This is a genomic window from Cryomorphaceae bacterium, from assembly GCA_017798125.1.
GTDB lineage: Bacteria > Bacteroidota > Bacteroidia > Flavobacteriales > ECT2AJA-044 > ECT2AJA-044.
This window is the reverse complement of record CP059070.1, coordinates 2,196,899-2,220,125: the sequence shown is the minus strand read 5'-3', so window position 1 is coordinate 2,220,125 and position 23,227 is coordinate 2,196,899. Positions and strand designations below refer to the sequence as shown.

The 23,227-nt window shown below is 48.4% G+C and carries 23 protein-coding genes; 10 read left to right on the top strand and 13 right to left on the bottom strand.

The window, feature by feature from the left end; all coding sequences use genetic code 11:
* Nucleotides 1-212 precede the first annotated feature (212 nt).
* Nucleotides 213-1,469, bottom strand: coding sequence for a TlpA family protein disulfide reductase (locus tag HZ996_09815; GenBank protein QTN39424.1), 1,257 nt, complete (start codon nucleotides 1,467-1,469; stop codon nucleotides 213-215).
* Nucleotides 1,470-1,569: 100 nt separating this feature from the next.
* Between HZ996_09815 and HZ996_09810 the strand changes: the two genes are divergently transcribed.
* Together HZ996_09810 and HZ996_09805 are read left to right on the top strand one after the other, a co-directional pair.
* Nucleotides 1,570-1,887 (top strand): thioredoxin family protein, encoded by a 318-nt coding sequence (locus HZ996_09810; protein QTN39423.1) that lies wholly within the window; start codon nucleotides 1,570-1,572, stop codon nucleotides 1,885-1,887.
* Nucleotides 1,888-1,889: 2 nt separating this feature from the next.
* Entirely contained in the window at nucleotides 1,890-2,126 is a 237-nt protein-coding gene (locus HZ996_09805; GenBank protein ID QTN39422.1) for a hypothetical protein, read from the top strand.
* Here the strand turns inward: HZ996_09805 and tpx are convergent.
* The 5 genes from tpx to HZ996_09780 all read right to left on the bottom strand — a co-directional run bounded on the left by tpx (nucleotide 2,119) and on the right by HZ996_09780 (nucleotide 6,600).
* Entirely contained in the window at nucleotides 2,119-2,619 is a 501-nt protein-coding gene (tpx, locus tag HZ996_09800; protein ID QTN39421.1) for a thiol peroxidase, read from the bottom strand. The two genes, HZ996_09805 and tpx, sit on opposite strands and share 8 nt — an antisense overlap.
* A 78-nt stretch (nucleotides 2,620-2,697) precedes the next feature.
* The gene (locus HZ996_09795) at nucleotides 2,698-3,330 is read right to left on the bottom strand and encodes a peroxiredoxin (protein ID QTN39420.1); all 633 of its coding nucleotides are present in this window, start codon (nucleotides 3,328-3,330) and stop codon (nucleotides 2,698-2,700) included.
* Nucleotides 3,331-3,446: 116 nt separating this feature from the next.
* The gene (locus HZ996_09790; GenBank protein QTN39419.1) at nucleotides 3,447-4,145 is read right to left on the bottom strand and encodes a ZIP family metal transporter; all 699 of its coding nucleotides are present in this window, start codon (nucleotides 4,143-4,145) and stop codon (nucleotides 3,447-3,449) included.
* Complete coding sequence (locus tag HZ996_09785; GenBank protein QTN39418.1) at nucleotides 4,142-4,870, bottom strand: methyltransferase domain-containing protein; 729 nt, start codon at nucleotides 4,868-4,870, stop codon at nucleotides 4,142-4,144. The genes HZ996_09790 and HZ996_09785 overlap by 4 nt, the downstream gene beginning before the upstream one ends.
* Nucleotides 4,870-6,600 (bottom strand): Na+:solute symporter, encoded by a 1,731-nt coding sequence (locus HZ996_09780; protein QTN39417.1) that lies wholly within the window; start codon nucleotides 6,598-6,600, stop codon nucleotides 4,870-4,872. The genes HZ996_09785 and HZ996_09780 overlap by 1 nt, the downstream gene beginning before the upstream one ends.
* A gap of 35 nt (nucleotides 6,601-6,635) precedes the next feature.
* Between HZ996_09780 and HZ996_09775 the strand changes: the two genes are divergently transcribed.
* From HZ996_09775 to HZ996_09760, 4 genes are read left to right on the top strand one after another with little or no spacing between them, the layout of a single operon-like run.
* Complete coding sequence (locus tag HZ996_09775; GenBank protein ID QTN39416.1) at nucleotides 6,636-7,799, top strand: class I SAM-dependent RNA methyltransferase; 1,164 nt, start codon at nucleotides 6,636-6,638, stop codon at nucleotides 7,797-7,799.
* Nucleotides 7,796-10,249, top strand: coding sequence for a primosomal protein N' (gene priA, locus HZ996_09770; GenBank protein QTN39415.1), 2,454 nt, complete (start codon nucleotides 7,796-7,798; stop codon nucleotides 10,247-10,249). The genes HZ996_09775 and priA overlap by 4 nt, the downstream gene beginning before the upstream one ends.
* Before the next feature lie 7 nt (nucleotides 10,250-10,256).
* On the top strand, nucleotides 10,257-10,622 hold the full coding sequence (locus HZ996_09765; protein QTN39414.1) for a CoA-binding protein: 366 nt from the start codon (nucleotides 10,257-10,259) through the stop codon (nucleotides 10,620-10,622).
* Nucleotides 10,622-10,939: a thioredoxin family protein gene (locus HZ996_09760; GenBank protein QTN39413.1), complete on the top strand. Its 318-nt coding sequence runs from the start codon at nucleotides 10,622-10,624 to the stop codon at nucleotides 10,937-10,939. The genes HZ996_09765 and HZ996_09760 overlap by 1 nt, the downstream gene beginning before the upstream one ends.
* Here HZ996_09760 and HZ996_09755 read toward each other — a convergent pair.
* Genes HZ996_09755 through HZ996_09725 form a run of 7 tightly spaced genes read right to left on the bottom strand, consistent with a single transcriptional unit; the run spans nucleotide 10,922 to nucleotide 16,931 of the window.
* A complete protein-coding gene (locus HZ996_09755) occupies nucleotides 10,922-12,106 on the bottom strand; it encodes an aspartate aminotransferase family protein (protein QTN39412.1) in 1,185 nt (394 codons plus the stop codon). The genes HZ996_09760 and HZ996_09755 overlap by 18 nt on opposite strands.
* Before the next feature lie 39 nt (nucleotides 12,107-12,145).
* On the bottom strand, nucleotides 12,146-12,679 hold the full coding sequence (locus tag HZ996_09750) for a hypothetical protein (protein QTN39411.1): 534 nt from the start codon (nucleotides 12,677-12,679) through the stop codon (nucleotides 12,146-12,148).
* A 24-nt stretch (nucleotides 12,680-12,703) separates the two neighbouring features.
* Complete coding sequence (locus HZ996_09745; protein QTN39410.1) at nucleotides 12,704-13,108, bottom strand: hypothetical protein; 405 nt, start codon at nucleotides 13,106-13,108, stop codon at nucleotides 12,704-12,706.
* A gap of 29 nt (nucleotides 13,109-13,137) precedes the next feature.
* The gene (locus HZ996_09740; protein QTN39409.1) at nucleotides 13,138-13,683 is read right to left on the bottom strand and encodes an RNA polymerase sigma factor; all 546 of its coding nucleotides are present in this window, start codon (nucleotides 13,681-13,683) and stop codon (nucleotides 13,138-13,140) included.
* A 42-nt stretch (nucleotides 13,684-13,725) separates the two neighbouring features.
* The gene (locus HZ996_09735; GenBank protein QTN39408.1) at nucleotides 13,726-14,676 is read right to left on the bottom strand and encodes a transketolase family protein; all 951 of its coding nucleotides are present in this window, start codon (nucleotides 14,674-14,676) and stop codon (nucleotides 13,726-13,728) included.
* 8 nt (nucleotides 14,677-14,684) lie between these two features.
* Nucleotides 14,685-16,079 (bottom strand): VWA domain-containing protein, encoded by a 1,395-nt coding sequence (locus HZ996_09730; protein ID QTN39407.1) that lies wholly within the window; start codon nucleotides 16,077-16,079, stop codon nucleotides 14,685-14,687.
* Between the two features lie 3 nt (nucleotides 16,080-16,082).
* Complete coding sequence (locus HZ996_09725; protein QTN39406.1) at nucleotides 16,083-16,931, bottom strand: transketolase; 849 nt, start codon at nucleotides 16,929-16,931, stop codon at nucleotides 16,083-16,085.
* A gap of 114 nt (nucleotides 16,932-17,045) precedes the next feature.
* On the opposite strand from HZ996_09725, the gene ychF reads away from it, so the two are divergent.
* The 4 genes from ychF to HZ996_09705 all read left to right on the top strand — a co-directional run bounded on the left by ychF (nucleotide 17,046) and on the right by HZ996_09705 (nucleotide 23,204).
* Nucleotides 17,046-18,140, top strand: a complete 1,095-nt coding sequence (ychF, locus tag HZ996_09720; GenBank protein ID QTN39405.1) for a redox-regulated ATPase YchF — start codon at nucleotides 17,046-17,048, stop codon at nucleotides 18,138-18,140.
* A 77-nt stretch (nucleotides 18,141-18,217) separates the two neighbouring features.
* Nucleotides 18,218-20,074: a type IIA DNA topoisomerase subunit B gene (locus HZ996_09715; protein ID QTN39404.1), complete on the top strand. Its 1,857-nt coding sequence runs from the start codon at nucleotides 18,218-18,220 to the stop codon at nucleotides 20,072-20,074.
* The gene (locus tag HZ996_09710; GenBank protein QTN39403.1) at nucleotides 20,071-20,550 is read left to right on the top strand and encodes a hypothetical protein; all 480 of its coding nucleotides are present in this window, start codon (nucleotides 20,071-20,073) and stop codon (nucleotides 20,548-20,550) included. The genes HZ996_09715 and HZ996_09710 overlap by 4 nt, the downstream gene beginning before the upstream one ends.
* Nucleotides 20,550-23,204 (top strand): DNA gyrase/topoisomerase IV subunit A, encoded by a 2,655-nt coding sequence (locus tag HZ996_09705; protein ID QTN39402.1) that lies wholly within the window; start codon nucleotides 20,550-20,552, stop codon nucleotides 23,202-23,204. Before HZ996_09710 ends, HZ996_09705 begins: the two co-directional genes overlap by 1 nt.
* Nucleotides 23,205-23,227 lie beyond the last annotated feature (23 nt).

Here is a 23,227-nt window from a genome sequence, read left to right as displayed (position 1 = left end):
ACAATGACTTTTATAATAAGGGAATATTTGTATATTTGGTCAGCTTGAGAAAGGTTTATGGTGTTTCAATGACTTTCTCAATTCGTTTACCGAACGAAATCGATGTCCTCAAAACGCCGCGAATGAAGGTTACTCGTTGATGTTTTGTCTTATTAATCGATCGCGATAGAAACCACGGTGTAAGCCGTGGTTTCGACGTTTAAAGGGGCTTCCTACTGGGCTAAAGCTCTATCTACCACGGCGCCAAACTCTTCGACAAATTCATCGTAGTAATCGCCTGTGCCAGGACCGTAGAACCCCGTATGAATGGCCACGACTTCATGTTGACGATTCAGTACAATTGCCGTTGGAAAGCTCAAGACGTGATTGAGCATTGGGAGTTTTTCAGCGGCCTCTGTTTTGCTCGCTCTTCCGGCCACCAACAAGGGGTAAGGAATCAATAAGTCTTGACGCATTTTAATAATGGCCTGAGCAGCGCGATCAAATTCTTTGTGACGTTCGAACCCGAGCCCAACAACGCGTAATCCTTGATCGTATTTTTCTTCATACAACTTGACCAAGTACTTAGACTCATCCATACAGTTCGGGCACCAGGATCCGAATAGCTGCACAATCACAGCCTTATTCTCGAATTGTGAATCCGTTAACCGAACGGTATCGCCGCTCACATCAGGAAAGGCAAAGGACAGGCCGCTGTAGCCCTCATTCAAGAAGGTTAAGGAATCAGCATCTGTTAAAGAGTATTCGTCATCTCTGATTGCATAGAATGTATTGCTGTAGTGATTCCCGCTGTAGAAGATACCCCAAAGGCTATCTCCGTATATGGTCCCTTCAAACAAAAAGGCATGAGCGCCATCCAAAGTGGATAGCTTGAACGTGCTACCGTCAATAACCCCTTCGAGGAAGCGATAATCACCCGTCTCCGTAGCAAAACTTCCCATGGCGATGTACTGGTTCACCGTGAAGATTCCGAGGGCATTCGCTTCGCCTTCTCCAAAATGTGTTCGCCAGCGCCCCGCAAAGTCCTCTGAAGGAGCTTCGTCTGTAGAAAAGCGCATGGTAGAACCGTAAACAGCGCTAAAGGGAATCTTGTACTGATCTCCACGGCTTAGATCATACCAATATCCTTCCATGGTAGAGTCCGTGAAGGAAACGACAAAGCCACTTTCAAAAACAGGCCAGACGATTTCAAGGCTATCGTCCCGTTCAATCATACGATTCAGCACGATTGCCTCACTGGCATTTTGAATAACCATGCGCTGCTCCGCACCCGTTCCATCCAAGATAAATTGAAAGGGTAATTCACGCTGTACGGTATCGCTCAAGGAAAGCACGCCTCTCCAGAATCCGGCCGTAGGCCGATTGAATTCACGTGATTCATCTCCCGAGGAATCTGAATCTGTTGAAGGCGAGCAAGCCGTTAGAGCAAAGACGAGTAGGAGGGCTGTGAAGCCTATAATGCGGCGCATAAAGTGAACTTATAGATTATCGAGAGAAACATCTGCCCAGAATTCTGCAGGCGATTGAACTCCTTTATTTTTGTACTGTTCAAAGATAAAACAAAGCATCATGGCCGTACATACAGCAACTGACCAAGATTTTAAAACGTACTTGAGCGAGAACGAGAATGTCGTCGTAAAGTTCTATGCCGATTGGTGTGGAAACTGTCGACTCTTCGCGCCAAAATACAAGCGGGTCAGCAACGAAGACGAAATGCAGGATGTCGTATTTCTCGATGTCAATGCGGAGGAGAATCCTGAAGTAAGGAAGATGGCCGGGGTAGATAACTTGCCCTTCATGGCCTTCTTCAAGGGAGGAGAATTGAAGATTGGGAGCGCTAGTAGCAAAGAGGAATACTTGCGCAAAATCATCGAAGAAAACCGATAATCATGAAGATCCCAGCAATAAAGGCTCTGTTGGCCTACGATTTGGATACCCTGAGAAAGGCAGAACAGGCCATCGAAGAAGGAGAGACTCCCGAAATTGAAGTAGGAGGGGTGGATGAAGGTGATCAACTCACCAATGTCTTTGGTGCCATTTGGATCAAAGAAGAGATAAAAAAAGGCGCAGAGGAAAAAGAAGCCCTCCGCGCCTTCACCAAGAAGGTGAGAAATTCAATTAGCTGAGCGAAGCTAAAGCTGCTTCGTAGTTCGGCTCTTGACCAATACTGGGGACTTGTTCTGAATGGACAACGTCCCCATTTTCATTTACCACAACTACGGCTCTAGAAAAGAGTCCTTTCAGAGCACCATCAGTCATTGTTACGCCATAAGCCTCTTCAAAAGAAGAACTGCGGAAAGCGCTCAGCGTCTGGGCATTTTCAATTCCCTCAGCTCCGCAGAAGCGCTTTTGGGCGAATGGGAGATCCAATGAAATGTTTAAGACAGCGGTATTGTCAAGGCCAGCTGCTTCCTCATTAAACTTACGCACAGAGGCAGCGCAAACTCCCGTATCAATAGAAGGGAAGATGTTGAGGATCACGCGTTTTCCAGCGTGGCTGCTCAATTGCACTTCGCTTAAGTCGTTGGCAACTAAAGTTGCATCAGGAGCATCACTGCCTGCGGCAGGAAGATTTCCAGTCGTATGGACGGTGTTTTCGCCCAATTTAATTTCGGCCATGTTTGATTTGTTTTTTGAGTTGCTTGAAATGAAAAAGCCCACGCTCAACGCATGGGCTTTTGAAATGTTTAAGGTTGCTTAGTGAGCGGCCAAGTAATCGGCTACACCATCATGGGTGTCCTTCATACCTTCTTTTCCTTCGCTCCAGTTTGCTGGGCAAACTTCACCTTTCTCTTCAAAGAACTGCAATGCATCCACCATGCGCATAGCTTCGTCTACATTACGACCTAAAGGCATGTTGTTTACAATCTGGTGCTGAACAATACCTTCTTTGTCAATCAAGAACAATCCGCGGTACGCGACCAATTCGCCATCTGCTTCCAGTTCGTTGTTCTCGTTGTAGAAGTATTCTCCTGCAAGTACATCGAAGTTGCTAGCAATCGTTTTGTTGGTGTCCGCCACAACTGGGTATGTTACACCTTGAATTCCACCTTGGTCTTTGGTCATTTGCAACCAACCCCAGTGAGACTGCTCTGTATCCGTAGAAACGGCAACCACTTCAACTCCTTTAGCTTGGAAATCTGCTAGACGAGCTTGAAAAGCATGAAGCTCAGTTGGGCACACAAACGTGAAGTCTTTCGGATAGAAAAACAAGATCACGTACTTGTTCCCAATGAACTGGTCCAATGAAAAGTCTTCAACGATTTCTTCTCCGTTAATGACAGCCGCAGCTTTGAATGAAGGAGCTTTTTTACCTACTAAAACGCCCATTGTATTCTGATTTAATGATTATTCAATTCAACGATTCAAAATTAGGAAACTGCACGCCCAATAGGGCCTGTGAGAAAGGAAAACTTCGATAAATAGTCTTTATCGCTTATAAAGCATCAAATGAAAATGGCCATGGCACCAGCGGCTATTCCGACGCCAACGGCAAACAACTTCAGGGCGTTGAATTGATGGGACTCGGTAGACTCGTAAAGGATGGTTGTAGCGATGTGTAGGAAGATCCCTAGGACGAGGGCTCTCAGCTGAGGCAGCACCAGGCGCAGTGGTTCAATGATTTCTGCCAAGTAGCTGCCCAGTGGGCTCATCAGTGCAAAGAAGGCCATAAGCAGCACCAGTGCTAAGGGCTTTACGCCTTTTATCCTGAGAAATTGAAAGAGAATCAATGCTACTGGAATCTTGTGGACCACTATTCCCCAAAGCAGACTGTGTGAATGGTCGTGTGTTTCACCTCCACCAGCTAAAGGAATTCCTTCAAGTAGAGCATGGAGATACAAGCCAACCAAAAGCAAATAAGGGACGCGACCGTGCTTCTCGTCATGCAAGTGTATATGTCCGTGCTCTAAACCTCGGGATAGGAAGTCGAGAAGAATTTGCATGAAAAAACCGACTAGAATCCAAAAGCCCATGGATGATCCCATTTCCGCAAAGCTCTGTGGAATGAGTTCTAGAAAACTAATGGCCATCAGAAAACCACCGCAAAAAGCAGTAAAATACTTGATGCCTCTACCTTCAGCAGGAAACAGGAAAGCTCCTCCCACACCTAAGGCCACAGATAAGAAAAGTAAGGCAAAGGTCATATGCCAGTTTTTTGTGCGATCAGAATCAAACGATCCGACTGAGCGGCGTGAAAAGGATTCAAATTGTAATCGCCAAAGGTATCTACAATTTGCAATCCTGCGTCCCGAAAACAATCATTAAAGTCTGAAAGGGTTAAAGCATGAACGTGTTCGGTGTATTCGTGGCGCTCTCCCTGGTCCTCAAAGACGATCTTTTTGATAAAACACCCATTTTCAAAACTGCGATGAATCTTGAACGCTATACCTCCGGCTTGTATTTCCTCTTCCTCCACAAGGTTCAATTGAGCTTTCTTACTGTTCAAGAAATCAATGACCAAGACTCCTTCAGGAGCAAGGGCATTGGCTAAATGACCTATCGCAATACGGTTTTCTTCCTGTGTTTTGAAGTATCCGAAACTCGTAAACATGTTCAGCATAACATCGTACACATGCTTCAAGGGCTCACGCATATCCCGAACAAAAAATCGGAGTCGTTCATTGGCGAACTGTTGTGCGTGGGTAATGCTCTTCTCGGATAGGTCAATTCCGGTAACCTGGAGACCCTTTTGGTTCAGGTAAATCGCATGACGCCCTCTTCCGCAAGCCACGTCCAAGACCCTTTGATCTTCATTAATGTTCAAATGGCGAACCAATCGGTCTATGAACGTTTGCGCTTCCTCATCATCCCTGTGTTGGTACAAGAGGTGATAGTAGGGCGTATCAAACCAGGATTCGAACCATTCCATTAAGAAAAGGTAGTTTTTTTCATTCCGAATCGAAGCAAGAGTAGGCCTATAATTGCGGATGTCACAAATGGCCAGGCCTCGCCCCAACCAAAGAGCAACCATTTACCTGTGGCAAATAGTACAGAATATGTGAGCACAACGGCTCCAAACCAAGCAAGTATCAGAAGTCCCAACCGAGGCTTCTCATATGTTCCGAAGGTGGAAGGCCACCAACCTCCAGGTCGCACTTGCTTGACAAACGCAGTCAAATGTTCCTTGTCTTCAGGGGCAGTCAAAAGGGTCGTCAGGAGCCACGTAACCGTTGTAACGGCCACAGTGAAGAAGAAGGAATTCGGGAAGGCCCAGTCAAAGACGAAATGTGCGATTGCATAAGACACTATGGGTGCAATAGTGGCGCTGATTTCACTCCAAGCATTGATGCGCCACCAGTACCAACGTAGAATTAGTACGCCACCTAATCCGGCACCGCATTCAATCAAGAAGCTCCATACCCCGCTGATGCTGTCCATTTGAGTAGTCGCGAATAGGGCTACGGCCATAAGGAGTAGTGTCGTTAATCGACTGACTCGAACATATTCTTTATCTGTGCCATTGGGTTTTAAAAAGCGTTTATACCCGTCATTGACTAAATAGCCTGCACCCCAATTTAACTGAGTGCTTATCGTGCTCATATATGCAGCAAAAAAGGCAACCAATAGCAGTCCTCGCCATCCGTTTGGTAAATAGTCTTTCATGGCCATCACATAGCCTAGTTTTAGATCCCCATCGCTCAACTCAGGATAAAGAACCATAGCAGATAGTGCGACTAGAATCCATGGCCAGGGGCGAAGGCAGTAGTGTGCAATCTGGAAAAACAGCGTCGCGTATAATGCGCCTTCTTCTTTGCGAACACTCATCATGCGCTGTGCGGCATAACCGCCTCCTCCGGGCTCCATTCCAGGGTACCAACTGGCCCACCATTGAACACCAACGTATGCAAGAAAGGCACCGACAGAGATGGAAAGCGCACCTACTGCATCGGTGGCTCCTGAAATGCGGGGGAAGAATTCGAGACTCCAATCAGGAACTTGAGCTGTTAGACCGTCTAGTCCGCCTATTTCTGGAGCGTTTAGCACGAGCACTGCTAATACTATGGTGCCCGTCATGGCGATAACGAACTGAAGCGCATCGGTAACGGCCACGCCCCATAATCCGGATAGTGAACTGTACGAAGCCGCGAGCAACATGGCGGCTGCAGTATACCACAGCGCTGAAGATTCAGATAGGCCGAAGAAGACCTGAAGAAGAGACATCAAGGCCAGATTGACCCAGCCGATGACCAGTACATTCATGAATAGCCCTAAATAGACAGCTTTGAATCCTCGAAGAAAGGCGGCGGCTTTTCCGCTGTAACGCAGCTCTATGAATTCTACTTCTGTGAGGATATTGGCTCTCCGCCACAGTCTGGCGAAGAAAAATGTTGTGAGCATTCCACCCATCAAATAGCTCCACCACAACCAGTTTCCACTTATCCCATATTGCCCAACCAATTCAGTCACGGCTAAAGGTGTATCCGCTGCGAACGTCGTAGCGACCATGGATACACCGGCTAAGTACCAAGGGAACTGTCTTCCGCCCAGAAAGAACTCCGCTAAGTTTTTTCCGGCCCGACGTCTAAAGTAGAGTCCGATCCCCGTGGACAGGGCAAAAAAGGAGAAGAGAAGTATCCAATCAAGGGTCGATAAATGCATGACCCCAAAACTATACATTTAGCTACATTTGAACGATGTTACCACAGAATGATGATTTGAGGGAAATGGTGGCCACCACCCTCCAGGGATTGGAAGAAACGCTAGCTGCTGAATTGCTACGTCTTGGCGCCCAAAAAATAGAGCCCCTCAAACGCGCAGTTAAGTTTCAAGGTGACTTGGGATTCATCTACAAGGCGAATCGCAGCCTACGTACAGCTCTGCGCATTTTGGTACCCATCAATAAGTTCTACGCGGCCAATGAAGCCGGACTTTACGATGCGGTTAAGGCTATGCCTTGGTCGGAGTGGATTGGATTAGACCAAACCTTGGCGGTTCACGCTATATTGGTAAAAGCTCCGGTCACGCACTCTCATTTTGCCGCACTTAAAGTAAAGGATGCTATTGTTGATCGCATTCAGGCGGACAAAGGCAAGCGTCCGTCGGTGGACACTAAGAATCCAGACTGGAGTATTCATGTTCTTTGGAGCGGTGACCGAGTTCAAATCTCCTTAGACAGTTCGGGTGATTCACTGCATAGAAGGGGATATAAGGTGAATCAAGGTATGGCTCCTCTGAATGAAGTCCTTGCCGCTGGAATGGTCATGATGACCCATTGGGATGGCAAAGGTGATTTCATTGATCCTTTTTGCGGGTCGGGAACCTTGCTCACGGAAGCGGCCCTTATTGCGAAAAACATACCGGCCAACGTTTTCAGATCGAAGTATTCCTACCAGAACTGGCCCGTCTTTGACGCGGCACTTCAAGACAAAATCTGGGACGGTCTTATGAATCGAATCCGGGATTTCGATTATACCATTTACGGATCAGATCGCAATGGCCGCAGCGTTCGGGAGACTCAAGAGAACTTAGAGCACGCCCTCGTAGACGACTACGTTCAGCTCGATACCTGCGACTTTCGCGACGTGAAGAAAACGAGTCCCTTCGGCTTTATTGTGACCAACCCACCTTACGACAAGCGTATTGCGGCCAATATCGAACCGCTTTACGGAAGTATTGGCCGATGGCTAAAACACGACTTCCCAGGATGGAATGCCTTTATTCTGGCACCCGACGGAGAAGTCAATGCCAGTCGACACATTGGACTTCGTCCAAACAAGCGCGTGTCCATGGTCAATGGGTCTATTGACTGTCGTTACTTGGGCTATCAACTCTTTAAAGGGAAGAAGAAAGAACAATGAGTCGCTATGTCGATGTCATCGTTCCGGTTCCTTTACCGCGCACCTTCACGTATAAAATCCCAGAAGGAGACAGCCTTACGGCTGGATGCCGGGTGCTTGTTCCCTTAGGCAGACGCAAGATCTATACCGGCGTCGTCCGTTATGTCCACGACAATGCACCGGACCAGTACAAGCCAAAGGAGGTGATGGAGGTTCTTGATCCAGCACCCTTGATCAGCGAAAAGCAATTGGATTTCTGGGATTGGATGTCCGAATACTACGTATGCAGCTTAGGCGAGGTTATGACAGCCGCACTGCCCGCGGGACTGAAGCTCGAAAGCGAAACACGCGTCCGGTGGGCGCTCTCAGATCCTATCCCATCTGACGAATTACCAGACGATCAGTTTTTGGTGGCTCAAGCTCTGGAGAATCAAGATGAATTAAGCCTAGCTGAAATCTCCGACATTATTGGGAAAGTGACGGTCCAGCCCCTAATCAAACGTATGCTTGATGCTGGGCTCATCGATATCGTTGAGCGAGTAGAAGAGAAATATACGGCCAAAAAAGAAATTCTTTGGCGCTTGGCTTTCCTTCCGGATAATGAGGAATTGTTGGAAACAGCATTCAACACGGTGGCCCGAGCTCCTAAACAAAGAACAGCGCTCTTTCAATTACTTGATGATGCGCGAGCCTTACATCCAGGGCGCACTGCTACAGAATGGCAAAAGCGCTTCCGAATAAGTAGGGCCGTACTTCAGGGAATGAGAGAAAAGGGAATTGCCGAATCTTATGAGCATGAAGTTTCCCGTTTATCCTTTGGTAACGACTCCAGCGAAGAAGCCAAAGCGCTCAACCCTGCTCAAGAAGAAGCCCTAAAAGGGATTAAGCACGGTTTGGAGCAGGGCAGAGTTCAATTGCTGCATGGTGTCACAGGAAGTGGGAAAACCGAGATTTACATCCACCTTATGGAAGAGGCCCTCAAGAGGGGCGAGCAAGTACTCTATCTCCTCCCTGAGATAGCCTTGACCACGCAGATCATACAACGCCTCAAGAAATATTTTGGAGATCGAATTGGCGTTTTCCACAGCCACTACAGCCAAAATGAACGGGCAGAGGTCTGGCAGGCTGTTGCTCGTTTTCCCCAGGAGAACAGCTACGACATTATATTAGGAGCACGCTCAGCAGTCTTTCTTCCATTTCAAAAGCTCGGCTTGGTCATTGTCGATGAAGAACATGAATCGAGCTACAAGCAGTTTGATCCCGCTCCCCGGTATAATGGACGCGACGCTGCCGTATACATGGCTCATGTCCACAAGGCTTCGTGCATCCTGGGATCTGCAACCCCGAGCCTCGAAAGCTACCACAATGCTCGAGTAGGCAAGTACGACTACATCCCCCTTACGGAACGGTATGGAGACCTTCAACTTCCCCAGATCCACTTCATTGATTTACAGCGTGAAAAGAAGCAGGCAGGGCAACCTCTTATCTTGACTGAGGTGATGAAAAAGAAGATTGAAGATACTTTAAGTAGTGACGGTCAAGTTATTCTATTTCAGAATCGTAGAGGATTCGCACCCTTTGTAGAATGCCAGAGGTGTGGGTGGGCTCCCCAATGTCAAAACTGCGATGTGAGTTTGACTTACCACAAGCACATTCACACCTTGAAATGCCACTACTGCGGCTTTAGCCAGCAGTTCCCTAAGAAATGCGGAGCCTGTGGCCATACGGACCTTCGAACCAAGAGTTTCGGCACCGAGCGGATTGAGGAAGAATTGCGGATTAGGTTCCCAGAAGCTCGTGTCGGCCGTATGGACTGGGATACCACAAGAAGGAAGTACGCCTACCAAGACATTATAGACCGCTTTGCGCGTCGCGAGATCGACATCCTTGTGGGTACCCAGATGCTAACAAAAGGCCTAGACTTTGACCATGTACGTATGGTGGGCATTCTGGCTGCGGACACCATGATGCAGTATCCGGATTTCAGGGCCTTTGAGCGCGCCTTTCAGCTGATGGTCCAGGTAGCAGGCCGAGCGGGGAGAAAAGGCGAACGCGGACATGTATACGTGCAATCGTACAAGACCGAGCACCCCTTGTTGCTCGATGTACAAAGGGGAGACTACGAACACCGAGCAGGAGTGGAGTTGGAAAAACGAAAACACTTCCATTACCCGCCCTTTTACCGTCTAATCCGACTAAATGTGAGACACAGAGACTTAGATAGAACGAATCGCGCCGCTGAGGCGCTGGCGAGACCGCTCAGAAAAATATACCCCAAAGAAGTCCTTGGACCAGAATTTCCGACGATCGCACGTGTTCGGAATCAGTACCACAAGAACATCTTACTGAAACTGGCGTTAGGGGACAACCTACAGCAGGCTAAGGAGCGCATTCGTCAGCTCATCGAACAATTGAAAGAGCACGACGATTTTAAGGGTGTTCGGGTTGTTGTAGATGTTGATCCACAGTAATAGAGGCATGAATCAAGGGAAAACATTGGTCTTGGGCGCTACGCCAAACTCGGGACGATACGCCTATCGAGCCACAACGATGTTGCAGGCCAACGATATTCCAGTAGTGCCTGTGGGCATTCGAAATGGGCAAATCGGCGGAGAAGACATCATAAAGGGAAAGCCCGTTGTCGATGACGTAGAGACCGTCACCTTATACGTGGGTCCCGCCAGACAGCCGGAGTACTATGATTACCTCATGGACTTGGCGCCCAAGCGAATTATATTCAACCCCGGAACAGAAAATCCCGAGCTGATGCGCTTGGCAAGGGAAAATGGAATTGAAACGGAGATCGCGTGCACACTCGTTCTCCTCAGCACTGGTCAATACTGATGATTGAAATACACACCGTAGAGGAGTATCACGAATTCCTGGCGAATCACGCCTTATGTGGAATGTACTACACCACCACCACGTGCCACACTTGTGAGGTGCTCAAACCCCAGGTAACGGAAGTCTTTAAGAATCGCGAACTTCCTGTGGCTCGGGTGAACTTGATGCATCTACCCAGTCTCGCTGGCCCACTGCATATCATGGGGGTTCCGACGCTTATTTTGATGGTGAACGGCGAGGAGCAAAAGCGCCTTGGTGCCTACATGAAGATGCCAGAGCTAAATGAGCAGTTGACCGAATTAGCTGAGCTCGTCTAAGCATTCCCGGATCACCCGACAACCTTCTTTAATCTGATCTTCCGAAATGGTTAAAGGTGGTGTTATCCGAAGCGCATTGCCCGTAAACAATAACCAGAATAGAATCACGCCCTTGTCCATGGCGCGTTTGGCCACTGCTTGAACCAGCTCTGCGCTTTCCAGGTGCAGGGCAAGCATCAGTCCTTTACCGGTTTGGGCCTTCACGGCCCGATGCGCCAATTCCGATCTTAAAAGCGCTTCTTTCCTTTCGATTTGATCCATCACTCCTTCGTGATGCAAGGCATCCAAGTGTGCCAATGCTGCCGCTGCGGGCACGGGGTGTCCTCCAAAGGTGGTGATGTGCCCCAGCATCGGGTTCCGCCTCAAGACATCCATGATCTTTGGTGAACTGATAAAGGCACCGATCGGTAAACCACCGCCCATGGCTTTTCCCACTACCAGGATGTCTGGTACAATACCGTACTGCTGAAAGCCGAATAACTTGCCTGTACGACCAAAGCCGGGCTGAATTTCATCCAAGATGAGCAGCGCTCCCGTTTCATTGCACCGTTCCCGTACGCGCTTGAGGTAGTCGTTTTCAGGGGTAACGAATCCATTAGCTCCCTGAATCGTCTCCAGGATTACTGCTGCCGTTTGGTCCGTAATCAGCTCTAAATCTTCCGCTCGGTTGAATTCGAGGAAGCGTACTCCAGGCAGCAAGGGGCGCATGGATCGGGTCCACTCATCATTACCCGTCACACTCAAAGCCCCATGAGTTGCACCGTGGTAAGCCCCTTTAGCGGCTACTATTTCGGATCTCCGTGTATATCGCTTGGCTAGTTTCAAGGCCCCTTCAATGGCCTCCGTACCTGAGTTCACTAAGTACACCGACTGCAAGGGTTCGGGAAGGAGAGAAGCCAGTCGCTTGGACAGTTCAATAGGCTTGTCCTGTGCGTATTCTCCATAGACCATCACGTGCAGGTATTGATCTACCTGATCTTTGATGGCTTTGTTTATGCTTGGATGACCATGCCCCATATTACAGGCCGATACCCCGGCCACAAGGTCGAGGTATCGTTTTCCATCGCGCCCATAGATGTAACATCCTTCGGCGCGGTCCACCTCAAATCCCGAGGCGTAATCTGTAGTCTGTGCTTGAAACTGGAGGAAGTCCTCGCGTTGGCTCATGCCGTAAAGATACAGTCCAACAGCTTTTTTTCGCCTTATTTATTCCTCAAAAGGTTTGTCATCCTTCATTGGTTTCTCCTCCTTGAACGGTTTAGTCGTCTTTGGAGGCTTTCCGGAACCCCGATGCTCGCTGCGCATGGTTTCGAACAACACCCGCTTAAACTCGTGTTCGGCTCGGTACAATTCAGCCACCTGACGGATTTCCAAGACGTCTTTAAAACGCTCGTGGTACTCCATTTTGAGGTCGAGCTCTTTGCGCTCCATTTGAAAGCGCATCTTCATCATCTCATCGATCTCCTTATCGCTCAAGTCTTCAAGGCGCTTCTTTTCATCTCCTTTAGGTCGAATAGACTCTAACTGCTCTTTGCGCGCAGCGTTGACCTTGTCGTTGTACTCATTGTATACGGGCCAAAAGGTCTGCGCCTGTTCGGGACTCAAGTCCAAGCGATCTGTGATGAAAGCGATTTTCTTTGCTTCTACCTTTTCCATGCTCATGCGCATGCGCTCTCGATCCGGTTGGGCCCAAGCCACAACGCCTACAAGCAGTGCTAAGGTTAAAATCTTCGTTTTCATATTGAATGTGGTTTTGTGTGTCTGTTAAATATCCATTTCCATGAAGTCCATGAACTCATCGGCATCCTCTAAATAGAGGAGGTCGTAGTCATTTGACTCTTCTTGCGCATCCGTGACAAAGTCTACGTCCTGAACTTCTTCATAGAACGCCAAGTCCTCGATCATCCACGCACCTTCGCCCTCTAGGTACAGCTCAATATCTTCTGCGGTTAAGCTTACCTCTGTATCCCGAGGGATAAAAGGAACCGCCGTCAACAACAGCGCGATCACCGCTGCAGCTGCCCACCATCGCGCCCTGCGCATCGGACGCACTTTAGGGTCTGGTGCTACCTCTGAGGGAATGTCGAGCAATCGGTTCTCCAACTGCTTCCAATAGGCCTCATCAGGTTCAAATCCAGGCTTTTGATATGAGTTCATGTCCTTCATCATGTACCAAGATGTTTGTTCGCTCCAAGGGTTTAATCTTCCCCTAGATCTGCTTTAATTTTTTGCACCGCATGGTGATAGCTGGCCTTTAAGGACCCCACGGATCCTCCAAGTTGCTCGGCCATCTCACCGTAGGTGATGTCTTCAAAATACTTCATGCTAAATACCAGTCGCTGCTTTTCCGGTAGGCGTTCGATCGCCGCAAGGAATTTCTCTTCTCCATCTTGTGGGTTCCAGTAGGTCGGAGCCTGCGGCTCGATAGAATAAACGCCTTCCTCATCTTCAACTTCATTCGAAACCATCGAAATCCTAGACTTACTCTTCCTTAAATGCTGCAACACTTCATTTGTTGCAATACGGCGCAGCCAGCCTTCCACGGAACCGGGTCCGCGGAACGAATGAATGTTTTTCCAAGCTTTCAAAAAGGTTTCTTGAACGAGGTCATCCGTTACGCTGTGGTCAAACAGCATATGACGGATATGGAAATAGATCGCCTTCGAATGCTCGCGCACCAATACGGTATACGCGCGCTCCGCGCCTTGTTCGTTCCTAAGATTTAAGAATTCCTTTGTGTCCAACCTGGTCGGTTTTACACAAAGATGCAGTCTTTGGCCAGAAGTTTAACGCTGCATGATGCGATCAACGGCAGAGAGCACGTCTTTGGTCCCAAGACCGTATTTCTCCAAGAGCTGATCCGGGGTGCCGCTCTCTCCAAATGAATCATTGACCGCGACCATTTCCATAGAAGTAGGAGCGTGCATCGCCAATACTTGAGCCACCGCATCACCCAGACCACCATTGCGCTGATGCTCTTCAGCAGTCACCACACGACCCGTCTTGCGGGCTGAAGCCAAGATCGCTTCTTCATCCAGTGGCTTAACGGTGTGCATGTTGATCACTTCGGCAGAGATTCCTTTGCCGTGCAATTCTTTAGCCGCTTCCAAGGCCTTCCAGACCAAGTGTCCGTTGGCAATGATGGTCACATCACTACCTTCTTGCAAGAGTTGTGCTTTTCCAATTTCAAATGGAGCATCTGCTTCCGTAAAGTTGGCCACCTTGGGACGTCCAAATCGAAGGTATACCGGTCCTTCGTGATCGGCGATGGCAAGCGTGGCCGCCTTGGTTTGATTGTAGTCACACGGCACAATCACCGTCATGCCTGGCAACATACGCATCATACCTACATCCTCTAGGATTTGGTGCGTCGCACCATCTTCACCCAAGGTCAATCCCGCGTGCGAAGCACAGATCTTTACGTTCTTTCCACTGTAGGCAATGGACTGACGAATCTGATCGTAAACCCGACCGGTAGAGAAGTTCGCAAACGTACCGGTGAAAGGAATTTTCCCTCCAATGGTCAATCCAGCAGCGATGCCCATCATGTTGGCTTCCGCAATACCCACTTGGAAGAAGCGTTCTGGCCAGCGTCCGGCAAAATCGTTCATCTTCAACGATCCGGTCAAATCCGCACAAAGCGCAACAACGTTCTCGTTCTTTTCGCCCAATTCACTCAATCCAGCGCCGAAGCCTGAGCGGGTGTCTTTCTTTCCTTGGTCGATATACTCTTTCATGGGTAGGGTTATTTCAAATTCACCACGGTTGAGCCACCTGACTCAATGCGGAATTTCTTTTCAATGGTATAAATAGACTCTTTTGCGTTCTGTGGACGATAAACCACTCGGTATCTTCCAGGCTGCAAGTAATAGGTGTTTTGCCTTTTGTTGTTGGGCATATTCAAGACCCAAACCAACTCATTCCCATCCTCAACATAGATACTTCCCGATCCGTAGGACGGAGCATTCAGAGTGACGAGGCCAGGGGCAGGGATCTCAATCTTGGTCGTCGTGCTTTGATTGATCTGTACGCCGTATTCCATGTACCGCGGAACCGTCAGAATTTCAAGGTCGTATTTACCGGTGAGATATTTCTCCGATTCGTTGAACTGCTGCACATTCAATGTCCGCATGCTGCCCGCTCGTCGGACAATGCACTGGAAATTCCGGTTACCACCTATTCCGCCTACCCTCAATTGAAGCCACCCTTGTGGCGCGTCTACAGCAATGACGTTGTGTGTTCCCGGAATGATCTTGATGCTGTCCTTTCTCACGGGGGGAATGGTGTGGACGACCATACGGTATTCGATGAGTGGATCTAGGATAACCGTATCAGGATTACCCCGGTGGTTGATGGTGTGGATGTAGTTGTACTTCAACTGACTTGAGGTGATGTCATAAAAGCTCATGTTGACATCGGTCTCTGTCGGCAAGCCGCGCTCATCCAAGAGGTTCACTTGGGCGGTTGTGTTGTTCAGCGCCTGAGATATAACCAGCCCCAGGATGTTCTTGAAGGTCTGCTCATTGGAGGCGTCGTAGTATTGCCCCACGCATTCGAAGCTCTCCTTGAACTGATCGTCCAGACCAATTCCAATAACAAAGGGTTTCAAAATAATCCCTTGCTTTTGCAGCGCCCGACTCACCGCACAGGGATCTCCGTCACAGGCCTCAACACCGTCAGTAATCAAGATGATGACATTGCGGCAATTGGAACAGTTGCTCGGGAAGTCATAGGCCGCGCGCTCCAATGAGCGGGCAATTGGAGTGGTTCCTTTGGGACGAAGCTCGCTCAGCTTCTGCTTGATACGGCGAATGTTGTTGCCCGAAAAGGGTACTTCCAATCGCGTATCAGAGCAATCTTGAGGAGGAACTGGTTTTTGATGACCATACACGCGCAAGGCAAGCTCAAAGTTGGGATCCGGCACTTCGGCCAAACTGTCCAACATGGTATTCATCAAACGCTCTGCAATATCAATCTTGGTACCGCTTTCCCACTGCGCATACATACTCTGCGAAGCATCAAAAACAAAAAGAATCCTCGTCTTGGGAGGTCTTGGTTTTTCGGGCTCTTGCGCTTGAAGGAGGAAAGGACCGCCTACGGCGAGATACGCGATGATCGCTATGAGTCGAAGCTTCGGCATTAATTAGTAGTCTCCGAGCGTTTCAGGGTTTTGATCCAGGGCGCTGGCCAACTGCTCGTCGTTAGGAGCAACACCGTGCCATGCGTGTGTTCCCATCATATAGTCAACACCATGTCCCATCTCGGTCTTCATAAGAATAACGATGGGTTTACCTTTTCCAGTCTCTGCCTTAGCGGCATTTAGAGCAGCAATAACACTTTCGAGGTCATTGCCCTTGGTTTCCACCAATACCGTCCATCCAAAGGCCTTAAACTTGGCTTCAAGGTCACCGAGGTCTAAGACATCAGAAATATCTCCGTCTATCTGCTTGCTGTTCCAGTCAACGGTAGCAATAAGATTGTCCACCTTGTTGTGTGCAGCATACATAGCGGCCTCCCAGATTTGTCCCTCTTGCAATTCTCCGTCACCGTGAAGACTGTACACTGTTGAATCGTCACCGTTGAGCTTCTTGGTCAACGCGGCGCCAATAGCTACAGACATTCCCTGTCCCAATGATCCCGAAGCAATACGCACTCCTGGGAGTCCTTCGTGTGTTGTGGGATGTCCTTGAAGACGGGAGTCAATCTTGCGGAAGGTACCCAGTTCGTCCACGGGGAAGAATCCTCGTCGGGCGAGGGTAGAGTAGTAGACAGGTGAAATGTGTCCGTTGGAAAGGAAGAACAAGTCTTCGCCTTTCCCGTCCATGTCGAAACCTGATTCCTTATAGTTCATGATCTCGTGGTAGAGCGCCACGAAATATTCGGCACATCCTAGAGATCCTCCGGGGTGTCCAGAGTTATTGGCGTGTACCATACGAACGATGTCGCGACGGGTCTGCGTCACGATGTCTTTGAGTTGAGCAAGATCGGCCATGGAAAAAATTTTGTGCAAAATTATCTGATTCATTGGTAAAGAGGAAGTGATGTTGACTTCTTTTGATAAATACATGTCGGCAATTCCTATTTTTGCGGCCTAAATCACGAGAGCATGAAATGTGGAATTGTCGGGTTACCGAATGTGGGGAAGTCAACACTCTTTAATTGTTTGAGCAATGCCAAGGCTCAATCGGCCAACTATCCCTTCTGTACCATTGAACCAAACGTCGGTGTTATCAACGTTCCCGATGACCGCATCGCCAAACTCGAGAGCCTAGTAAACCCAGAGCGTGTAGTTCCGGCCACCGTAGAAATTGTGGACATCGCAGGTCTCGTTAAAGGAGCTTCAAAAGGGGAAGGACTCGGAAACCAATTCTTGGGTAATATCCGCGAGACCAATGCCATCCTTCATGTTCTTCGATGCTTTGACAACGATAACATTGTACACGTTGACGGAAGCATTGATCCGGTGCGCGACAAAGAAACCATTGACATTGAGCTTCAGTTGAAAGATTTGGAGACCGTCGAAAAGAAGATGGACAAGCTCCAAAAGCTGGTCAAGATCGGCGACAAGAATGCCGTCAAGGGGATGGGGGTCTTGGAGAAGGTAAAGTCTTCCTTGCTGAGCGGCGTCAGTGCTCGTGCCGTGGAATTGACCGAAAGCGAAAGAGAAGAATTCGTCGATGACATGTTCTTGTTGACCGATAAGCCGATTATGTATGTCTGCAATGTCGACGAAAATTCCATTCGAGAAGGCAACGCCTTTGTGGATAAGGTTCGTGAGGCGGTAGCTGGAGAAAATGCCGAAGTATTGGTGATTGCCGCTGGAACGGAAGCCGACATCTCGGAATTAGAGACCTTCGAAGAACGCGAGATGTTCTTGGATGATTTGGGCTTGGATGAGCCAGGCGTGAATAAGCTGATTCGTGCGGCTTACCGTTTGCTTCATCTCCAAACCTATTTCACAGCGGGAGAAAAGGAAGTTCGCGCTTGGACCATTCCTGTCGGAGCAACGGCTCCTCAATCTGCTGGGGTTATCCACACGGACTTTGAGAAGGGATTTATCCGGGCCGAAGTGATTCACTACGAGGATTATGTGCAGTACGGAAGCGAGGCATCGTGCCGTGAGGCAGGAAAAATCCATATTGAAGGGAAGGAATACGTCGTTCAAGACGGTGATGTCATGCACTTCCGCTTCAACGTCTAAGAGTTTTGAAAAACCTGTTAAAAACTCAGGTTGCATCGCGCCGCTGAGGCGCTCCCAATTCTCTATTTTTACTCCGTATGGCGGAGAATCAGTATAATGAGGACAGCATCCGGTCACTCGACTGGAAGGAGCATATCCGGCTGCGTCCAGGGATGTACATTGGGAAGTTAGGAGATGGATCTGCGCACGACGACGGTATCTATATTCTCCTGAAGGAAGTCTTGGACAACTCGATCGATGAGTTTGTCATGGGCAATGGGAAAACCATTGAGGTTTCCATCAAGAACAATACGGTAACTATTCGGGACTACGGTCGCGGTGTTCCATTGGGAAAGGTCGTTGACGTGGTATCTAAGATCAATACCGGAGCCAAGTACGATTCCAAGGTTTTTAAGAAGTCCGTTGGACTGAATGGGGTAGGAACCAAAGCGGTTAATGCCCTTTCTGAGCAGTTCCGCATCCAAAGTGTTCGGGACAACCAAACCAAGATTGCAGAGTTTGAACGCGGTGCCCTAACGGTAGATGATCCAATCGGAGAATCTTCTTTGCGCAAGGGAACCAAGGTGTTCTTTGTGCCAGATCCAGAGATCTTTGGAAACTACGCCTACCGCACAGAGTACGTTGAGAAGATGCTCTGGAATTACGTCTATTTGAATCCAGGGCTAACCATTCTCTACAACGGCGAGAAGATGTATTCCGAGAATGGCCTGAAGGATCTCTTGGAAAACAACCTTGACGGGGAAGTCTTGTTCCCTGTCATTCACTTGCGCGGCGAGGACATTGAAGTGGCCATGACCGTGAGTGGTAAGCAGTATGGTGAGCAGTACTACAGTTTTGTCAATGGTCAACACACCACTCAAGGAGGTACGCATCAAGGGGCCTTCCGTGAAGCCATTGTGAAAACGGCTCGTGAATTTTTCAACAAAGGATTTGAAGCGGCGGATATCCGTCAGGGAATCGTTGCTGCGGTGAGCATCAAGGTCATTGAGCCTGTATTTGAAAGTCAGACCAAGACCAAGTTAGGATCTGCTGACATGGGACCCGATGGGCCTACCGTAAGGACCTTTATCAATGACTTTATTAAAACCGAACTCGACAACTATCTGCACAAGAATGGAGAGGTTGCTGAAATTTGGTTGAAGCAAATTCTTCAAGCAGAGCGGGAGCGAAAGGAACTTCAAGGAATTAAGAAGTTGGCTCGTGAGCGTCAGAAGAAATCAAATCTGCACAACAAAAAGCTGCGAGATTGTCGATCCCATTACGACAACCAGAAAAACGATGATCGTTTAGAAACAACCCTGTTCATTACGGAGGGAGATTCTGCTTCTGGGTCCATTACAAAGGCGCGAAGTGTCCGGACACAGGCGGTCTTCAGTCTCAAAGGGAAACCACTCAACAGCTACGGACTCACCAAAAAAGTGGTCTACGAAAATGAAGAATTCAACCTTCTTCAGGCGGCACTCAATATCGAGGACGGCCTTGAAGGTTTGCGCTACAACAATGTGGTGATCGCGACGGATGCCGATGTAGATGGAATGCACATACGCCTTCTACTGATCACCTTCTTCTTGCAGTTCTTCCCTGAGTTGATTCGTGAAGGACATCTTTATATCCTTCAGACACCGTTATTCCGCGTTCGGAACAAGCAGAAGACCATCTACTGCTATGATGAAGGGGAGAAGCAATCTGCGATGAATGAATTAAAGGGTAAGATTGAAATCACCCGATTTAAGGGGCTTGGTGAGATTTCTCCTGATGAGTTCAAGCACTTCATCGGAAAGGATATTCGCCTTGACCCGGTCTTGATCGGCAAGGATTCGACCATTGACGACCTCCTCAAATTCTACATGGGTAAGAATACACCGCAGCGTCAGGAATTTATTATTGAAAATCTACGGGTCGAAAAAGACCTGGTTGAAGAAGAGGCCTCATGAGACTGACCAACGAACAGTTGAAGGAACGCTTTGTCCTGCTCTACGCCATTTTGGCCTTGGGCATACTCATTGACTTGCTCGTGAGTGGTGTAGACGGTACCATTACCGAGTACTTCCAAAGCCACTTGCTGAGCATTGGGAGTTTGGGTGTTGTGGTTCTTTTGTTTTTGCTGGGAAAACCCTATTTCGAGTACGACAGTGACGGTGAAGTGTTGATATTCAAGTCTCGATATTTCCTAGGCGAGAAGATTTTCCCTAGCCTAACGAAGACCGCTGAGTTTCCCAAGCGAAAACTCATTGATTACAAGATCAGAGGAATTGTTCGTCGGACCGTCACCATTAGGATAAAAAGTAAGAAGGGCGTTACCGTACGTCACTTTAACATCACGTTTTTGTCACGCAGTAAGCAGCGGCACTTGAAGAAGTCCTTGGACAAGATCAAGAGACAAAATAGAGCCGGGAAAGAAAAAGATTGATGGCAGAAGAGCTTGAACCCGAAGAAGTAGGAGGAGAAGGCGCCGCGACCAGCACGAAGGTTTCGGGCATGTATAAGGACTGGTTTCTGGATTACGCATCTTATGTAATCTTGGAACGGGCTGTTCCTGCGCTTGAAGATGGGCTAAAACCCGTGCAGCGACGTTTGTTGCACAGTATGCGGGAAATGGAAGATGGACGCTACCACAAGGTGGCGAACCTGATCGGACACACGATGAAGTATCATCCACATGGAGATGCTTCTATTGCTGATGCCTTGGTCCAATTGGGTCAGAAAGACCTCTTGATTGACTGCCAAGGAAACTGGGGTAACATTTATACTGGTGATCGGGCTGCAGCTCCCCGATACATTGAGGCGCGATTGTCCAAGTTTGCTCTGGATGTAGTCTTTTCACCGAAGGTGACCACTTGGCAAGCGTCCTACGACGGTCGAGGAAAGGAACCCGTCTTTCTGCCGGTAAAGTTCCCGTTGCTATTAGCCCAGGGGGTAGAGGGTATAGCCGTTGGATTGTCGACGAAAATTATGCCCCACAACTTCATCGAGTTAATCGATGCCAGTGTGGATGTGCTCCGCGGAAAGAAACCAAAACTCTTACCGGATTTCCCGACAGGCGGAATCGCCGATTTCAGTCAGTATGACGATGGAAAGCGCGGATCACGAATCAAGGTCCGGGCGCGAATCAGCGTAGAAGACAAGAACCTGCTGAAGATTAGTGAGATTCCCTTTGGGACCACCACGACTTCATTGATCGACTCTGTTCTTAAGGCGAATGATCGAGGTAAGATTAAAATCAAGCGCATTGAGGACAATACTGCAGAGCACGTAGAAATCCTTATTCATATACCGTCCAATTTATCTCCGGACAAGACTATAGATGCCCTATATGCCTTTACGGATTGTGAGGTATCCATTAGCCCTCTGTGCTGCGTCATTGAAAACGATCGTCCCTTCTTTGCTGGCGTAAGCGATTTGATTCGCTTGAGTACAGAACACACCCTCGATATTCTCAAGCGTGAATTGGAGGTAGAGCTCGACGAACTCGAGGAGCAATGGCACTTTGCCAATTTGGAGCGCATCTTTATTGAGAATCGAATCTACCGGGATATTGAGGAAGAGGAAACCTGGGAAGGGGTCATCAAGGCCATTGATAAAGGACTCAAGCCACACACCAAGCACTTGAAGCGTGCGGTAACCGAGGAAGACATTGTTCGTTTGACCGAGATTCGAATCAAGCGTATTTCAAAATTCGACTTGGATAAAGCCCAACAACAAATTGAGGCCCTTGAAGGCAAGATTGAACAAGTCAAGCACAATTTGGATAACCTGGTTGATTTTGCCATTGATTATTTCAAGAACATCAAGGCGAAGTACAAGGAGGGTAAGGAGCGGAAAACAGAGATCCGTGTATTCGCCGATATCGTTGCGACCAAGGTGGCTATTGCCAACGAGCGCTTGTATGTGAACCGTGAAGAAGGGTTTATTGGAACCTCTTTGCGACGGGATGAGTTTGTGACCGAATGCTCAGACATTGATGACATTATCGTCTTCCGGAAGGACGGAAAGATGATGGTGACTCGCGTAGACAAGAAGACCTTTGTTGGAAAAGACATCTTGCACGTGGCCGTCTGGAAGAAGAAAGACGCCCGGACGGTGTACAATATGATCTATCGAGATGGGCCCAAAGGAGCCTATTACGTCAAGCGTTTCAGCGTGACCAGTATCACTCGTGATCGGGAGTACGATTTAACAGCAGGAACCAAGGGCTCTTATATAGAGTACTTTACGGCTAATCCGAACGGAGAGGCTGAGATGGTGATGGTCTATTTGCGCCAGCTTAAGCGCCTGAAGAAAACCAACTTTGAGCTGAATTTCGCTGATCTCTTGATTAAGGGAAGAGGGGTGAAGGGGAACTTGGTTTCCAAGAATCCGATCAAGCGTATAGAGCTGCGTGAAGAAGGAGTGAGCACCTTAAAACCGCAAAAGATTTGGTTTGACGATACCGTTCGCAAGTTGAATACGGAAGGCAGGGGAGAGCTCTTGGGTGAGTTTAGCGGAGATGACCGTATTCTAGAAGTCAGCCAGAACGGTACGTATCGCTTGCTCGGCTTTGAATTGACCACTCATTTTGAGGATGACATGGTCTTGTTGGAAAAACACTATCCGGAGAAACCTCTGAGCGTCGTCTACTTCGAAGGAGAAAAGAGCCTGTATTACGTTAAGCGCTTTATTCCCGAGTTGGTCGACAAGACCAAGAAAGTGGAGTTTTTACCAGAGACTGAAGGCACGTTGTTGGAATTGGTGACCACTGATTACATCCCACAAATTGAAATCGAATACACCAAGCTGCCCAATAAGGAGCGCAAACCGAATGAAACGGTCAATTTAAGTGAGTTCATTTCCGTTAAAGGACTGAAGGCGCTTGGTAATCAACTGACGAAGTTGAAAGTGCGCAGTATTAGCTTATTAGAACCGATCGAAAAGGATCCTCCTAAACCAGAGGTGGTGGAAGAAGAAGCGCCTGAATCATCGGCCCGAGAGGGCCAGAACCTAACGTCTAAGGAAGATGTTACGTCTACTAATAATGAAGACATGTCTGCGGATGACGACGGGCAAATAACCCTTGAATGGGATTAAGGTCAGTTTGTTATCTTTGAGAC

Excerpts from the sequence above, each read along its gene's own strand:
- HZ996_09715 (QTN39404.1), top strand. The coding sequence starts at position 18,218 with ATGGCGGAGAATCAGTATAATGAGGACAGCATCCGGTCACTCGACTGG.
- HZ996_09775 (QTN39416.1), top strand. The coding sequence starts at position 6,636 with ATGTTACCACAGAATGATGATTTGAGGGAAATGGTGGCCACCACCCTC.
- HZ996_09735 (QTN39408.1), bottom strand. The coding sequence starts at position 14,676 with ATGAAAGAGTATATCGACCAAGGAAAGAAAGACACCCGCTCAGGCTTC.
- HZ996_09815 (QTN39424.1), bottom strand. The coding sequence starts at position 1,469 with ATGCGCCGCATTATAGGCTTCACAGCCCTCCTACTCGTCTTTGCTCTA.
- HZ996_09785 (QTN39418.1), bottom strand. The coding sequence starts at position 4,870 with ATGGAATGGTTCGAATCCTGGTTTGATACGCCCTACTATCACCTCTTG.
- HZ996_09790 (QTN39419.1), bottom strand. The coding sequence starts at position 4,145 with ATGACCTTTGCCTTACTTTTCTTATCTGTGGCCTTAGGTGTGGGAGGA.
- HZ996_09730 (QTN39407.1), bottom strand. The coding sequence starts at position 16,079 with ATGCCGAAGCTTCGACTCATAGCGATCATCGCGTATCTCGCCGTAGGC.
- HZ996_09755 (QTN39412.1), bottom strand. The coding sequence starts at position 12,106 with ATGAGCCAACGCGAGGACTTCCTCCAGTTTCAAGCACAGACTACAGAT.
- HZ996_09725 (QTN39406.1), bottom strand. The coding sequence starts at position 16,931 with ATGGCCGATCTTGCTCAACTCAAAGACATCGTGACGCAGACCCGTCGC.
- ychF (QTN39405.1), top strand. The coding sequence starts at position 17,046 with ATGAAATGTGGAATTGTCGGGTTACCGAATGTGGGGAAGTCAACACTC.
- HZ996_09710 (QTN39403.1), top strand. The coding sequence starts at position 20,071 with ATGAGACTGACCAACGAACAGTTGAAGGAACGCTTTGTCCTGCTCTAC.
- HZ996_09745 (QTN39410.1), bottom strand. The coding sequence starts at position 13,108 with ATGATGAAGGACATGAACTCATATCAAAAGCCTGGATTTGAACCTGAT.
- HZ996_09705 (QTN39402.1), top strand. The coding sequence starts at position 20,550 with ATGGCAGAAGAGCTTGAACCCGAAGAAGTAGGAGGAGAAGGCGCCGCG.
- HZ996_09810 (QTN39423.1), top strand. The coding sequence starts at position 1,570 with ATGGCCGTACATACAGCAACTGACCAAGATTTTAAAACGTACTTGAGC.
- HZ996_09765 (QTN39414.1), top strand. The coding sequence starts at position 10,257 with ATGAATCAAGGGAAAACATTGGTCTTGGGCGCTACGCCAAACTCGGGA.
- HZ996_09780 (QTN39417.1), bottom strand. The coding sequence starts at position 6,600 with ATGCATTTATCGACCCTTGATTGGATACTTCTCTTCTCCTTTTTTGCC.
- HZ996_09805 (QTN39422.1), top strand. The coding sequence starts at position 1,890 with ATGAAGATCCCAGCAATAAAGGCTCTGTTGGCCTACGATTTGGATACC.
- tpx (QTN39421.1), bottom strand. The coding sequence starts at position 2,619 with ATGGCCGAAATTAAATTGGGCGAAAACACCGTCCATACGACTGGAAAT.
- priA (QTN39415.1), top strand. The coding sequence starts at position 7,796 with ATGAGTCGCTATGTCGATGTCATCGTTCCGGTTCCTTTACCGCGCACC.
- HZ996_09750 (QTN39411.1), bottom strand. The coding sequence starts at position 12,679 with ATGAAAACGAAGATTTTAACCTTAGCACTGCTTGTAGGCGTTGTGGCT.
- HZ996_09760 (QTN39413.1), top strand. The coding sequence starts at position 10,622 with ATGATTGAAATACACACCGTAGAGGAGTATCACGAATTCCTGGCGAAT.
- HZ996_09795 (QTN39420.1), bottom strand. The coding sequence starts at position 3,330 with ATGGGCGTTTTAGTAGGTAAAAAAGCTCCTTCATTCAAAGCTGCGGCT.